This is a genomic window from Pseudomonas violetae (assembly GCF_023072615.1).
Classification (GTDB): Bacteria; Pseudomonadota; Gammaproteobacteria; order Pseudomonadales; family Pseudomonadaceae; genus Aquipseudomonas; species Aquipseudomonas violetae.
Map to the genome: position 1 here is coordinate 70046 of NZ_JAKNRW010000021.1, position 13884 is coordinate 83929.

Here is a 13884-nt window from a genome sequence, read left to right on the forward strand (position 1 = left end):
CTCTCCCTTGTTAAGGTGCCGGCAATCGAGCTACCGGCTGGGTCGTAGATCATAGGGCGCGAAGCAGCCAGGGTATAGCACTCAAGTGCTAGTTGAAGCGCTTCGATAGAGCGAACTGGTTAGTGACAGGCGACCTTTGGTCAATGGCCTGCAACATGGCAACGGCTAGACTGTCATTTTGCAAGAGTGGTTGCCCGAAGCAGGGCAACGTGGAGGCACTGATGAGCCTGACAATGATCATACTGATGCTGTTAACCGGATGGCTGGCTGTAGCTGCCGCCATGCTGTGGGGCGTGCTGCGCATAGCCCGCCGTCATCATCACCCTGTGCAACCTGCACCAGTAGCGCAGCCCCGCAAAACCGTCTCAGCGCATTGACTGGACAGAACTCGACAAACACAACGGCCGCCTGAGTTCCAGGCGGCCGTTGTGTTTTCAGCGAGCGTTAAGCTTCAGCGCCAACACGCTTCTGCCTGGCCCGCCGCGACATCATGTTCAGGCATTCGATCGTAGCCGAGAACGCCATGGCCGCATATACGTAGCCTTTCGGCACATGGGCACCGAAGCCTTCGGCGATCAGCGTCATGCCGATCATGATCAGGAAGCCCAGCGCCAGCATGACCACCGTTGGGTTGTCGTTGATGAACTTGGCCAGTGGATCAGCGGCCAGCAGCATGACCAACACCGACACCACCACCGCAATGATCATGATCGGCAAATGCTCAGTCATGCCGACAGCGGTAATGATGCTGTCGATCGAGAACACCATGTCCAGCATCAGGATCTGCCCGATCGCCGCAGCGAAGCCGAGCGTCACCGTGGAAGTCGCCGACTTCGGATCTTGCGGCGACGGGTCCATGCTGTGATGGATCTCGGTGGTCGCCTTCCACAACAGGAAAAGGCCGCCGGCGATCAGAATCATGTCTTTCCAGGAGAACGCGTGGCCGAGAATCTCGATCACGGGGGCCGTCAGCTGGACGATGAAAGCGATGGTGCTCAACAGTGCCAAGCGCAGGATCAACGCCATGCCAATACCGATGCGCCGTGCTTTTTGCCGATGCTGCTCAGGCAATTTGTTCGTCAAAATCGAAATGAAGATCAGGTTATCGATGCCAAGCACGATCTCCATGACCACCAGCGTAGCCAGAGCAACCCAGGCGGTAGGGCTTGCAGCAAGTTCTAAAAGATATTCCATGGGTCAGTCCTGACTCGTTGAGACGGTTTAGATTTCCTGGGACGAAGATTCGCTGTCGTCGCTCTCTTGGACCGATGATTCTTTCTTGCTGATCAGACCGCCCGTGGCCTCGCTGATTGCCTCCTCGGCCGCCTTGTGCGTATCGTCGATGGCCTGCTTGGCGGTTTCGGCGGCCTTGCCCATCAACTGCTGGGCGCTTTTTTCGGCCTGATCGCAACCAGCCAGCACCAGGAAAGACGCGATCAGTAGCGTCGTGGTTTTTAAACTCATGATGTTTCCTCGTTAGAACGAATGCAGCCGTAGGAGCGGCCGGTTGATAGCGCTGCATTCTAGAGCCAGGAACACTTCAGGAAAATTCGTATTTTTTTCGGCTATACTTCGCTTTTTACGAACTATTGGTCGACATGCTTAACTATCGCCAGCTCCACTATTTCTGGGTCGTCGCCAAAACCGGCAGCATCGTGCGCGCCTGCGAACAACTGAATCTGACGCCGCAAACCATCAGCGGGCAGATTTCATTGCTGGAACAGACCTACGGGATCGAGTTGTTCCAACGAGTGGGGCGACAGCTGGAACTCACCGAAGCCGGGCGCCAGACCCTGCCCTTTGTTGAGCAGATGTTTCAGCTCGGTGGCGAGCTGGAGCTGATGTTGCGCGCCCAGCCCAATGAGCAACAGATTCTGTTTCGAGTGGGGGTCGCGGACGTTGTACCCAAATCTATCGTCTACCGCCTGATCGCGCCAACCATGGCGTTGAGCGAGCCGATGCGCATTACCTGCCGCGAAGACAAACTCGAACGTCTGCTCGCCGATCTGGCGATTCAGCGCCTGGACCTGGTGATCTCCGACAGCCCCATGCCCTCGCACCTGGACATCAAGGGCTACAGTCAGAAACTCGGTGAATGCGGCATCAGCTTTTTCGCCACTGCGCAACTGGCGGCGCAATACGGCCAGGACTTCCCCCGCAGCCTCCACGGCGCCCCACTGTTGATCCCCGGGCCGGAAACCGTGGTACGCAGTCGCTTGCAACGCTGGTTCGCCGAGCAGCAGATTCAACCAAGGATTGTCGGCGAGTTCGATGACAGTGCCCTGATGCAAGCCTTCGGGCAATCCGGGAGCGGGGTATTCATCGGCCCCAGCGTGATTGCCGATGAAGTCAAACGCCAATATGGCGTGGAGCTGATTGGCCAGACGGACGCGGTCACCGAGTCGTTCTACGCCATCTCGGTGGAGCGCAAGGTCAAGCACCCCGGTATCGTGGCGATTACCGAAGGCGCCCGACGCGAGCTGTTTACCGGGGTTTAAAACTTCAGGCGCAGATTTCCCTGGGCTTGAAGGTCATCAGCGCGATGGCCAGCAGGATCGATGCGAGGATAAATGCCGCCCCGGCGAAGCCCAGGCCTTGCAGGCCGACACTGTCGATCACACGACCGCCCACCATGGCGCCCAGGCCAATACCGAGGTTGGCCCCAGCTATGTTCAGCGACGCGGCAAACGCCGGCGCTTCGGGTGCGGCCTTCATCAGTCGCACATGGCTGACCAGGAACAAGGCTGCCTGGGTCACGCCCCAGATCCCCATAGCCGCCGCCAGGCCCAAGGTTGAATGAATGTTCGGCACCAGCGTCACCATGCCGGCGATCATGAATGCGCAGAACATCACCGACGCAATCAGCGGATGGCGATCCACGGCACGGCCACCCAGGGAGTTACCGATCAAGCCGACCGCGCCAAAGCCCATCAGGCACCAGCCGACCAGGGTGCCATTGAAGCCGGCAAGGCGCTCGAGGATGTCCGCCAGATAGGTGTAGGCGGTAAACATGCCGCTAAACACCAGGATCGACAACAGCACATGGCCGATCATCAACGGGCTGCGCAGGATCTTGAACTGCGAACGGAAGCTCACCTGGTGCTGGTGCAGACTGGTTTTCGGCAGGTAGATAAACAGCAGCAACGCCTTGGCAAAGGCAATCACCGCCAGAATGCCAAAGGCACTGCGCCAGCCGAACGCATCAGAAATCAGCGTGCCCACAGGGATGCCAAACACCGTGGCACAGACGATGCCAAAGCCGATCTTGGCGATTGCACGCCCGGCGAAGTCGGGGCCCACGATGTCTACCGCCGTTTCACTGGCCAGAGCCCAGAACACCGGCAGCCCCAGCGCCGGAATCAGACGCGCAGCAGCCATGACCCAGATGTTGGGTGCAAACGCGGCGAGCGTGTTGGCCAGGCCAAACATGATCAACACCGAAATAAACAGTTTGCGCCGTTCGAACCGGGCGAAGTACGCCGTCAGGAAAGGGCCGAATGCAGCAACCGTGAAGGCGAACAGGGTCACCAGCAAGCCCGCTTGCGGGATGCTGACAGCCAGGTCTCGTGCGATTGCCGGCAACAGGCCGACGATGATGAACTCCGTGGTCAGCACGGTGAAACCGGCGGCCGACAACAGAAGGATGGGCAACAGCATGCAGAACTCCAGGAAAACGACGACACCAGCGCTAGCCCGGGGGCGCACTGGCAGAACTTGAAAATGAGGGTGGGCCATCCTAACAGAAGTGTTTGCGTACTGGGTTGCACGAACCTGCAAAACGGCCTGGACATCCGGGTGGCAGATCGTCACAGGTCTGAAGGATCGAGCCTACGCTGTGATAAAGTCCGCCCCCCGCGATATGTACATCCTATTCATCGGCCAGCCCGCACCTAAAAAAATCAGAGATGCCCGCTTTATGACCGCCTCATCCCCTTCCCTGCTGCACCGCCTGAAAAACACCGGCTTGGTTACGCAAATCATCATCGGCCTGATCGCCGGGATTGCCCTGGCGCTGCTCGCTCCCGACCTGGCAAAGTCCACCGAGTTCATCGGCAAGGTCTTCGTCTCTGCACTCAAAGCAGTTGCGCCGATCCTGGTATTCGTGTTGGTCATGGCGTCGATCGCCAACCACAAGCACGGTCAGGAAACCCACATCCGGCCGATCCTTTTCCTGTACCTGCTGGGCACATTCTCTGCGGCGGTGGTCGCAGTCGTCGCCAGCATGATGTTCCCATCGAGCCTGGTACTTTCCACGCACGACGTGGCCGTGACGGCACCGGGCGGCATCAGCGAAGTGCTGCAAAGCCTGCTGCTGAGCGCGGTGGATAACCCGATCCGAGCGCTGATGAACGCCAACTTCATCGGTATCCTGGCTTGGGCTATCGGCATGGGCATCGCCATTCGCCATGCCGGTCAAACCACGCGCGAAGTCCTGGGCGACCTGTCCAACGGCGTGACCTTGATCGTGCGCGTGGTTATCCGCTTCGCCCCGCTGGGGATCTTCGGCCTGGTGGCCTCGACCCTGGCCACTTCGGGCTTTGGCGCCCTGGCCGGCTACCTGCACCTGCTGGCCGTGCTGCTTGGTTGCATGTTGTTCGTGGCGCTGGTGATGAACCCGGCGATCGTCTACTGGAAACTGCGTCGCAACCCTTACCCGCTGGTGTTCACGTGCCTGCGGGAAAGTGGCATCACCGCATTTTTCACTCGCAGTTCGGCGGCGAACATTCCGGTGAACCTGGAACTGAGCAGGCGCCTGGGCCTGCATGAAGACACCTATTCGGTCTCGATCCCGCTGGGTGCGACGATCAACATGGCCGGTGCGGCGACTACCATTACCGTGCTCAGCCTGGCTGCAGTGCATACGCTGGGAATTTCCGTGGATATTCCGACGGCCATTTTGCTCAGCTTCGTCGCGGCAATCTGTGCCTGCGGCGCCTCGGGTGTGGCGGGTGGTTCCCTGCTGCTCATTCCGCTGGCCTGCAGCCTGTTCGGCATCCCGAGCGAGATCGCCATGCAGGTGGTGGCGGTCGGTTTTATCATCGGGGTGATTCAGGATTCGGCGGAGACCGCACTGAATTCGTCGACGGATGTGTTGTTTACCGCTGCGGCCTGTTTGAGTAAGGACGAGAAGGCTGCGCAATTGGCATAAAGCTCAAGATCTTTTGACTGAAAAAAAGCCCGACAAGGCGTAAACCTTGGCGGGCTTTTTTGTGCCTGGGCGGCTTAGAACGCACCCATGTAATCGCGCTTGCCCACTTCCACACCGTTATGGCGCAGCAAGGCGTAAGCGGTAGTCACGTGGAAGAAGAATTGCGGCAAGCCGTAAGTCAGCAGGTAAGCCTGGCCAGTGAAACGCTTCTCTTTAGGCGTGCCCGGACGGGTGACGATCTCGATACCTTCCTGGCCGTTGATCTGCTCGGGTTTGATCTCGCCGATGTAGCCCAGCACCTTGGTCAGCAGTGCTTGTAGCTCGGCAAAGGTGGTTTCGGCATCTTCGTACTTGGGCACATCGACCTCGGCCAGGCGCGAGGAAACGCCCTTGGCGAAATCAACGGCGATCTGCACCTGGCGCACCAGCGGGAACATGTCCGGGAACAGGCGAGCTTGCAGCAACGCGTTCGGGTCGATGTTTTTGGCGCTGGCGTGGGCTTCAGCCTTGTGCAGGACGTCGCTCAGGGCAGTGAGCATTTGCTTGAAAACCGGATGGAAGCGTCGTACAGGGAAATGGTCATGGCAGTCTCGTGTTGTGACAGGAGGAAACGTGGGGCGATTATAGCCTTGGAAATCCTCGACACGCTGGAGTGCCTGCGTTCGTGTCCATTGGCCACTTCGGCTAATTAGGGATAGTCTCTGAACAAATTCCCTTGCAGCCCCCAGTCTCATGACCCACCCGGATTTCACCCCAGACCTTGAAGCCATCCACAGCATCGATGCGGTGCCTGTGATTTTGAGCATGGTCAAGCACCTCACGGGCATGCGTTTCGCGGCGATCGCCAGAGTGACTGAGCAAAAGTGGATCGCCTGCGCGGTCGACGACTCCATCGACTTCGGCCTCAAACCCGGCGATGAACTGGTGTTGGAATCGACCATCTGTCATGAAATTCGCCAGCATCGAAACCCGGTGATTTTTGGCCGTGCCAGCCATCACCCGATTTTCTCCCAGCATCACACACCCAGGATTTATGGTCTGGAAAGCTATGTTTCCATCCCAATCGTGAAGGCCAACGGTGATTTTTTCGGCACGCTGTGCGCCATCGACTCGGTCTCGGCGGATCTGGAGGATCCGGCGATCGCCAAGACACTCAACCTCTTCGCCCAACTGATCGCGATGAGCCTTGACTCTCAAAGCCATCTGGAAATCACCAGGAAGGCGCTGGTCGCCGCTCAGGAACAGGGCCGGCTGCGTGAGCAATTTGTTGCCGTCCTGGGGCATGACCTGCGCACACCGCTCAGCGCTATCCGCATGAGCGCCGACCTGCTGGAAAGCAAGGTCGAGGAGAAACGCTCCCTGAGCCTCATATCCGCCATCCGCAACAGCTCTACTCGCATGGGCGTGCTGATCGAAAACGTCCTCGATTTCGCCCGGGGCCGCATGGGTGGCGGGATTCCAGTCAAGCGCCAGTTGGTCGATGACCTGGGGCGCACCGTAAAACTGACGCTGGAAGAAATCCAGGCTTCGCACCCCAGGGCCCAGATTGTTCACTCGCTGGACATACCGGGGGGCGTCTATTGCGATGCGTTGCGCATCAGCCAGTTGCTATCAAATCTGCTGGGCAACGCGGTTACTCACGGCAGTATCGCCACGCCCATTCGCGTGAGGGTCTACGCCGAAGCAGATGAGTTGGTGATCTCGGTGACCAACCAGGGCCCACCGATCCCACAGGCCTTGATGCCATTGCTGTTCGAGCCCTTCACCCGCACAGAGGCCGGCCAACGGGGAGAAGGTCTGGGATTGGGGCTTTATATCGCTGCGCAAATTACCACCGCACACAACGGAAATTTGAGCGTCACCTCGACGGTGGAATCGGGAACCTGCTTTACCGCAAGGTTTGCGGCTCGATTCAAATGGGTATGAGTCGAGGCTCGCCGCCCCGACTGCCAATTAGGGATAGATAAAATGACTGAACAAGAAACGACTTTCACCGAGCCAAGACTCAACAGTACGGAAATCCGCATCCTGGGCTCGCTGATCGAAAAAAAGGCCACCAGCCCGGAAACCTATCCGCTGACCCTCAATGCCCTGGTGATTGCCTGCAACCAGAAAACCAGCCGCGAGCCGGTGATGAACCTCACCCCGGGCCAGGTCGGCCAGAGCCTGCGCGCCCTGGAAGGCCGCGGCTTCACCAAACTGGTGATGGGCAGCCGCGCCGACCGCTGGGAACACAAAGTCGACAAGGCCCTGGAGCTGGTTCCGGCTCAGGTGATCCTGGCAGGGCTGTTGTTTCTAAGGGGCCCACAGACGGTCAATGAACTGCTGACCCGCAGCGGCCGGATGCATGATTTCGAAGATGCCGAACAGGTCGTGCATCAACTGGAGCGCCTGATCGCACGCGGGCTGGCGCTGTTGATTGCGCGCCAGGCGGGACAGCGCGAGGACCGCTACATGCATGCGCTGGGGGATCCGGCGGATATCGAAGTGATCCTCGCCGCACGGCATAACCCTGCGGAGCGCGGCTCCGGCAGTGGTGTTTCAGTGGAAAAGCTCGAAGAGCTTGAGGCGCGGATTGCCGCGTTGGAAGAGCGTCTGGCGCGCCTGGAATAACCACGACAATCCCCGTAGGAGCCTTCGGCAGCGCCTACCGGAGGTTTCTACAAATCAAATTCAGCTACGCGCGAATTCCACCGCCAGGCGAAACTGCTCATCCGTCGGCCGTACACCGGTGTACAGCACGAACTGCTCCAGCGCCTGGATCGCGATCACTTCAAGGCCGGTGATCACTCGCTTGCCCTCGGCACGAGCGCGTACGATCAGCGGCGTTTCCGAGGGGATCGCCACCACGTCGAAGATGGTTTCCGCTTTTTCAATCGCATCAGCCACAAAAGCCAACTGCTCGGCTTCTGGGCCACCGGTCATGCCGATCGGCGTGACGTTGATCAGCATTCGCGGGCGTTGAGCACCCAGCTCCGCGTGCCATTCATAGCCCAGGCTCTGGGCCAGAGCCCGCCCGGCTTCTTCGTTACGGGCGACGATCAGGCCGTTGCTGTAACCGCCATCGCGCAGCGCACTCGCCACCGCCTTCGCCATGCCGCCGCTTCCGCGCAGGGCGAAAGTCGAATCCTTGGGCACTTGATGAGTTTCAAGCAGCTGCGCAATGGCGATGTAATCGGTGTTATAGGCCTTGAGATGGCCACCCGTGTTGACGATGGTGTTGATCGACTGGATGGCCGCAGCCGACGCGTCCAGCTCATCGACCAGGGCGATGCAAGCTTCCTTGAACGGCATCGATACGCCACAGCCACGGATGCCCAAGGCGCGGATGCCACCTACCGCACCCGGCAGGTCCTGGCTGCTGAACGCCTTATAGTAGAAATTCAGCCCCAACTGCTCGTACAGATGATTGTGAAAACGCAGGCCAAAATTCCCCGGACGCCCAGAGAGGGACATGCACAACTGGGTATCTCGGTTGGGGTTCATCTGCATGAAATAATCTCCATCAAGTGCACTTTCAGATGGACGGGATTGGCCATTCCATCCTGTTCTGATCGATCATAAAGGTCAGCGTTCGCCTGGGAACCAGACCGTCGGCAAGCCGGTACAGACCTTACACAAAATTTACCCAGCGGCTGTGCTGATTTTGCAAAAAGTGCTGTCTTAGATGTATCCCCGCGACGATCCTTGGGTCTATTGCAGACGCAAGCGCCGGGGCGAAAAACCGAGGAATCATCATGATCCGTAAAATCTCCACAGTGGCCTTGCTGATCGGCGCTCTCGCTGTCACAGGGCAATCACAGGCCCATGGCGGTGGTGGCGGTTGGCAAGGTCCAGCGGTATTTGGTGCGATCGTGGGCTCGGCCATCGTCGGTTCGGCCCTGATCAACGCCAACCGGCCGGTCTATGTACAGCAGCCGGTCTACGCACAACCACAGCCCGTTTATGTGCAACAACCACCGCCACCGGTTTATTACCAGCCAGCGCCGGTCTACGTTCAACAACCGGTCTACTATCAGCCAGCACCGGTGTACTACGGTCCGCCACGTGGCTACTACGGTCCACCGCGCGGCTATTACGGACCGCCCCGCGGTTATTACGGCCGCCCGCATTACTGATAGACGCATCAGGCCCCGCCTCAAAACGGGGCTTTTTTCTAGCCGCTGATCAGTGCAGGTCTGGATCGATCTGTGTCGAGGTCGCTGCCGGAACAATGTTTGCAGATAGAGTCGGCAAGATTGACGCGAAGCTCGTTCCCCACTTCGGTTAAAACAGTCATATTCATGTCATATCAGGTCCGCAAGCTTGGGCCTGTCCGCCAATAACAGGTTGATAACAACAAGGACGACCTCATGCCCACACAGAACCCGCACCGCAATGTCGGCCTGTGCACCTCTAGCAAGGTGTATGACACATTGACCGAACTCAAGCACCTGGAAGGCCACCGCAGCGCCAAGTTCCTCTCGCTGCTGGCCGAGAACCTGGTACGCAAGGGACTGCTCAACGAGCAGGAAGTGGTGCATATGCTGGATTTGGTGGTCGACTGAGCGCCGGGCTCACTGGCGTCAATGACGACTATCGAGAACGTTGATTGTTCCTGTCGACGCCGGGCCCGTAAGGTAGCTCCATCGATTGATGGAGGTAGTTATGTCCCAGGTCCAGATCATGTCCGTTATTGGCAGCGCAGTCCCCGCCCCCTTGAGAGAGCTGGGTTTGCTGGCTTGTTGGTACCTTGTGCAGGATGGCGAGCCGATCAGCGGCCCGCTCACTTCGCTGCCGGCCGCCCAGGCATTGTCCCAAAGTATCGACCAGGGCCGCTTGAGCGCTTAAGGCAATTGCACCCGCGGCTTGGATTCACTGAAGATCGCCCAGCTCGACATGAACAGCGCGGCGATCAGTGGCCCGATCACAAAGCCATTGAGGCCAAACACAGCCATGCCACCCAGGGTTGAAATCAGGATCATGTAATCCGGCATCTTGGTGTCCTTGCCCACCAGGATCGGGCGCAGCACATTGTCTACCAGGCCGATGACAAACACCCCGAACAATCCCAGCACCACGCCCTGCCAGATGGCTCCGGTCAGCAGGAAGTAAACCGCCACCGGCCCCCAGACAATTCCCGCGCCCACCGCTGGTAACAACGACAAAAACGCCATCAACACCGCCCAGAGCAACGCACTCGGGATATCCAGAAACCAGAAGATCAGTCCGCCCAAGGCGCCTTGCGTGACGGCTACCAACAAGTTGCCTTTCACCGTCGCGCGCACAACGCGATTGAACTTGAGCTGCAGTCGCCGTTTCTGGTACTCCTGCAACGGCACTGCTACTCGAACCTTGCGCGCCAATTCCTGCCCGTCGCGCAGGAAGAAGAACAGCAGGTACAGCATGATAAAAAAACTCACGACGAACTCAAACGTACCCTGGCCAAAGCTGAAGGCCTGGGACGCCAGGACCTTGCCGCCCGTCATCGCGCTCTTCACCAGCTTTTCCCGCAAGCCGTTCAACTCGCCCATTCCAAAGCGGTCGAGCAAGTGCTGGAAGTACGTCGGCAGGCTGTGCTTGAACTGGGCCACATAGGACGCGATATCCAGCTCGCCGCTTTCGACACTCTTGTAGAACACCGCGCCTTCCTGCACCAGCAAAGCGCTGATGATGATCACGGGCAAAATCGCGATCACCAGACACACACTCAGGGTGCATAGCGAGGTCAAGTTGCGCTGCCAGCCAAATTTCAACTGCAGACGGCGCTGCAAGGGTGCAAACACAATCCCTAGAATCACCGCCCAGAATACTGCACCGTAAAATGGTAGAAGGATCCAGATGAAGGCGGCGGTAACCACGAACAGCAATATGACCAGCGATTTATTCTGTAGCGTCTTTTCGTTCATGTCCGATCCATGTCAGTCCGCAGGCCGCAAGTGCGCGACCTGATGCTTAGTCCGCCACGGTTCGCGCGAGTGCCATCCGTTTGTTGATAAAGCATAGATGGAGATCAAGGGTGATCGGCGAGAAAGCGGTCGCGGCTGTTGGTCAGGTGCAGCCACATGGCAGCACGCGCCGCATCGGCGTCCTGGCGCTTGATGGCGTTGAGAATCGCCTCATGCTCGAGATTGGCCAGCAATCCCAGCTTGCTCAAATCCGCTGCGCCGCGTTCGGCCGCGTTAACCCGGGTGCGAGGGATCATCGCGCTGCCCAGGTGTTGCATGATTTCGCCGAAGCAGGCATTGCCGGTGGCCTCGGCGATCAGCAGGTGAAAGCGCCTGTCGGCTTCGACGCAGCTGTCGTTGTTAGCCAGCAGACGCTGGTAATCGTCCAGCGCTTCGCGCATTTGCGCCAGATGATGATCGGACCGGCGAATGGCGGCCAATGCGGCGGCCTGGGTTTCCAGGCCCATGCGCAATTCCAGGATGCTGCGCACCCCCAGTGCGGTATCGACATTCAATCGCAGGCCCTGCTGCGCTTCGCGCTCCAGCACGAAGGTGCCGATGCCGTGGCGTGTCTCGACGTAACCCGAGGCCTGCAGCTTGGAAATTGCCTCGCGCACCACCGTGCGACTGACCCCGTGCTCCTGCACTATCGAGTTCTCGGACGGCAACTTGTCCCCCGGCTGCATCTGCCCCAACAGGATGCTCTGGGTCAGCTTGGCAACCAGGTCATGGGCCAGGTTATGGGTGCGCTTGCGGGCAGGCGCGTCGAGATTTTCTTGCATGGGCTCATCCGAAAGCGGAATTGCAGCAATCGTAGCACTGCATACGTCAGGAATCTCTCGAGTCGACCCTCAAGCTTGTATGACAACACTCAACATTACAGGCTAAAACGGCTTCTTTCACCCGAAAACCCGAGTGTGAAACTCTGCAAAATAGGCAAATAATCGCCATTTATCTAGGCAGCGTACCTTGCAGACTGAAAAAAATCAGTTGTATGATGTCTATCAACAAGTAGCACCCACCATACCCCGCATAAAAATAATCACATCGGCTTCGTCCGCGCCCACATGGAACACGATCCGTGTGAACACGCTTACAAGGATAAAAAAATGCACGCACAAGACAGCGCAAAAGCCCCGATCATCACCCGCATGCAAGTGGTTCCGGTGGCCGGTCACGATGGCATGCTGCTCAATCTGAGCGGCGCCCATGGCCCGTTTTTCACGCGCAATATCGTGATACTCAAGGACAACGCCGGGCATACCGGCGTCGGCGAGGTACCCGGTGGCGAGCGTATTCGCCAGACGCTGGAGGACGCTCGCTCGCTGGTGGTGGGCAGCCCGATCGGCACCTATCAGAAGATTCTCAATCAGGTGCGCCAGGCTTTCGCCGACCGCGATGCTGGCGGTCGCGGTTTGCAGACCTTCGACCTGCGCATAACCATCCACGCGGTGACCGGCCTGGAAGCCGCGCTGCTGGACCTGCTCGGCCAGCATCTGGAAGTGCCGGTCGCCGCCCTGCTTGGCGAAGGTCAGCAGCGCGATGAAGTGAAGATGCTCGGGTATCTGTTTTACCTGGGCGATCGCACCGCAACCGACCTGGCCTACCGCAGCGAACCGGACGCGGATAACAACTGGTTCCGCGTACGTCACGAAAAAGCCATGAGCGCCGACGCCGTGGTCCGCCTGGCCGAGGCCGCTCATGCGCGGTACGGGTTCAAGGACTTCAAGCTCAAGGGCGGCGTGCTGTCAGGGGATGAGGAAATCGAAGCCGTGACGGCCCTGGCCGAACGCTTCCCTGACGCACGCATCACCCTGGACCCCAATGGCGCATGGTCGTTGAAAGAAGCGATTCGCCTGTGTCGGGATCAGCATCATGTCCTTGCTTACGCCGAGGACCCCTGCGGAGCGGAGAACGGTTACTCGGGCCGCGAAGTGATGGCTGAATTTCGCCGCGCCACGGGCTTGAAAACCGCAACCAATATGATCGCTACCGACTGGCGGGAGATAAGCCATGCGCTCCAGTTGCAATCGGTGGACATCCCCCTCGCCGACCCGCACTTCTGGACCCTGCAGGGCTCAGTCCGGGTAGCGCAGATGTGCCATGAGTGGGGCCTGACCTGGGGCTCGCACTCCAACAACCACTTCGATATTTCCCTGGCGATGTTCACCCACGTCGCGGCCGCCGCCCCGGGCGACATCACGGCGATCGACACTCACTGGATCTGGCAGGACGGCCAGCGCTTGACCAAAGCGCCCCTGCAAATCGTCGGCGGCTGCGTGCAGGTGCCGACGAAACCGGGGCTGGGGGTCGAGCTGGATGAGGATCAATTGGCCAGGGCTCACGAGCTTTATAACGGCATGGGCTTGGGGGCGCGGGACGACAGCGTGGCGATGCAGTTTCTGATTCCGGGGTGGAAGTTCGATAACAAGCGGCCGTGTCTGATGCGCTAGAGTTTTCTTTGGCGGTGTACATATCCGTTTCTGCGACCTGCGGGAAGTGACACCTGTGGGCAAAGTAGTCGCGTGCCCTCCCTCCCCACATCATGTTTACCGCCTGTCTCATTCATTGACGTAAGAGTTTGCAAAGCAGAAAGATCTGACTCCATTCAAAGACCCTTCCTACATAAATCTTTTCCCCCAGTTGATAAATTGCCGACCAATTTCGCGTGAACAGACCAGGGACGGTTTGGACGTCGCGCTTCATTTCCTCTTTGCTTAAGGATAAGCGTATGTTCGGATCGGCCAATACGGCGCACTTTGCGCTGCACATCCCCACTGTTCGCAACGATTTCAAAGTGCTCGCCTT

At 58.8% G+C, this 13884-nt stretch carries 16 protein-coding genes and 1 pseudogene; 9 read left to right on the forward strand and 8 right to left on the reverse strand.

Features of this window, described 5'->3' with window-relative positions:
* Window positions 1-221: 221 nt before the first annotated feature.
* Window positions 222-377: a hypothetical protein gene (locus L9059_RS20985; protein WP_247292828.1), complete on the forward strand. Its 156-nt coding sequence runs from the start codon at window positions 222-224 to the stop codon at window positions 375-377.
* Window positions 378-444: 67 nt separating this feature from the next.
* Here the strand turns inward: L9059_RS20985 and L9059_RS20990 are convergent, their stop codons facing one another.
* Window positions 445-1194, reverse strand: coding sequence for a TerC family protein (locus tag L9059_RS20990; protein ID WP_247292829.1), 750 nt, complete (start codon window positions 1192-1194; stop codon window positions 445-447).
* A gap of 27 nt (window positions 1195-1221) precedes the next feature.
* A complete protein-coding gene (locus L9059_RS20995; protein ID WP_247292830.1) occupies window positions 1222-1464 on the reverse strand; it encodes a hypothetical protein in 243 nt (80 codons plus the stop codon).
* Window positions 1465-1598: 134 nt separating this feature from the next.
* On the opposite strand from L9059_RS20995, the gene nhaR reads away from it, so the two are divergent.
* Entirely contained in the window at window positions 1599-2498 is a 900-nt protein-coding gene (gene nhaR, locus L9059_RS21000) for a transcriptional activator NhaR (RefSeq protein WP_247292831.1), read from the forward strand.
* A 4-nt stretch (window positions 2499-2502) separates the two neighbouring features.
* On the opposite strand, the gene L9059_RS21005 is transcribed toward nhaR, so the two are convergent.
* On the reverse strand, window positions 2503-3657 hold the full coding sequence (locus tag L9059_RS21005; protein ID WP_247292832.1) for an MFS transporter: 1155 nt from the start codon (window positions 3655-3657) through the stop codon (window positions 2503-2505).
* Window positions 3658-3916: 259 nt separating this feature from the next.
* Between L9059_RS21005 and sstT the strand changes: the two genes are divergently transcribed.
* The gene (sstT, locus tag L9059_RS21010; protein ID WP_247292833.1) at window positions 3917-5149 is read left to right on the forward strand and encodes a serine/threonine transporter SstT; all 1233 of its coding nucleotides are present in this window, start codon (window positions 3917-3919) and stop codon (window positions 5147-5149) included.
* Window positions 5150-5223: 74 nt separating this feature from the next.
* On the opposite strand, the pseudogene L9059_RS21015 reads toward sstT, so the two are convergent.
* Window positions 5224-5732: pseudogene (locus L9059_RS21015) on the reverse strand (DUF1993 domain-containing protein).
* Between the two features lie 149 nt (window positions 5733-5881).
* Here L9059_RS21015 and L9059_RS21020 point away from each other — a divergent pair.
* Together L9059_RS21020 and L9059_RS21025 are read left to right on the forward strand one after the other, a co-directional pair.
* Window positions 5882-7075, forward strand: a complete 1194-nt coding sequence (locus L9059_RS21020; protein WP_247292834.1) for a GAF domain-containing sensor histidine kinase — start codon at window positions 5882-5884, stop codon at window positions 7073-7075.
* 42 nt (window positions 7076-7117) lie between these two features.
* Complete coding sequence (locus L9059_RS21025; protein ID WP_247292835.1) at window positions 7118-7762, forward strand: YceH family protein; 645 nt, start codon at window positions 7118-7120, stop codon at window positions 7760-7762.
* 60 nt (window positions 7763-7822) lie between these two features.
* Here L9059_RS21025 and L9059_RS21030 read toward each other — a convergent pair whose 3' ends face one another.
* Window positions 7823-8641 carry a shikimate 5-dehydrogenase gene (locus tag L9059_RS21030; RefSeq protein WP_247292836.1) on the reverse strand — a complete coding sequence of 273 codons (819 nt, stop codon included), beginning with the start codon at window positions 8639-8641 and terminating at the stop codon, window positions 7823-7825.
* A 245-nt stretch (window positions 8642-8886) separates the two neighbouring features.
* On the opposite strand from L9059_RS21030, the gene L9059_RS21035 reads away from it, so the two are divergent.
* The 3 genes from L9059_RS21035 to L9059_RS21045 all read left to right on the forward strand — a co-directional run bounded on the left by L9059_RS21035 (window position 8887) and on the right by L9059_RS21045 (window position 9979).
* A complete protein-coding gene (locus L9059_RS21035; RefSeq protein WP_247292837.1) occupies window positions 8887-9267 on the forward strand; it encodes a hypothetical protein in 381 nt (126 codons plus the stop codon).
* Between the two features lie 234 nt (window positions 9268-9501).
* Complete coding sequence (locus L9059_RS21040) at window positions 9502-9696, forward strand: hypothetical protein (RefSeq protein ID WP_247292838.1); 195 nt, start codon at window positions 9502-9504, stop codon at window positions 9694-9696.
* Window positions 9697-9796: 100 nt separating this feature from the next.
* Window positions 9797-9979, forward strand: a complete 183-nt coding sequence (locus tag L9059_RS21045; RefSeq protein ID WP_247292839.1) for a hypothetical protein — start codon at window positions 9797-9799, stop codon at window positions 9977-9979.
* On the opposite strand, the gene L9059_RS21050 is transcribed toward L9059_RS21045, so the two are convergent.
* A complete protein-coding gene (locus tag L9059_RS21050) occupies window positions 9976-11037 on the reverse strand; it encodes an AI-2E family transporter (protein ID WP_247292840.1) in 1062 nt (353 codons plus the stop codon). The two genes, L9059_RS21045 and L9059_RS21050, sit on opposite strands and share 4 nt — an antisense overlap.
* 104 nt (window positions 11038-11141) lie before the next feature.
* On the reverse strand, window positions 11142-11858 hold the full coding sequence (locus L9059_RS21055; RefSeq protein ID WP_247292841.1) for a FadR/GntR family transcriptional regulator: 717 nt from the start codon (window positions 11856-11858) through the stop codon (window positions 11142-11144).
* Window positions 11859-12185: 327 nt separating this feature from the next.
* Between L9059_RS21055 and gudD the strand changes: the two genes are divergently transcribed.
* Window positions 12186-13529 carry a glucarate dehydratase gene (gudD, locus tag L9059_RS21060; protein ID WP_247292842.1) on the forward strand — a complete coding sequence of 448 codons (1344 nt, stop codon included), beginning with the start codon at window positions 12186-12188 and terminating at the stop codon, window positions 13527-13529.
* Window positions 13530-13684: 155 nt separating this feature from the next.
* Here the strand turns inward: gudD and L9059_RS21065 are convergent.
* Window positions 13685-13884: hypothetical protein (locus L9059_RS21065; RefSeq protein WP_247292843.1), on the reverse strand; the 200-nt coding region annotated here is incomplete at its 5' end.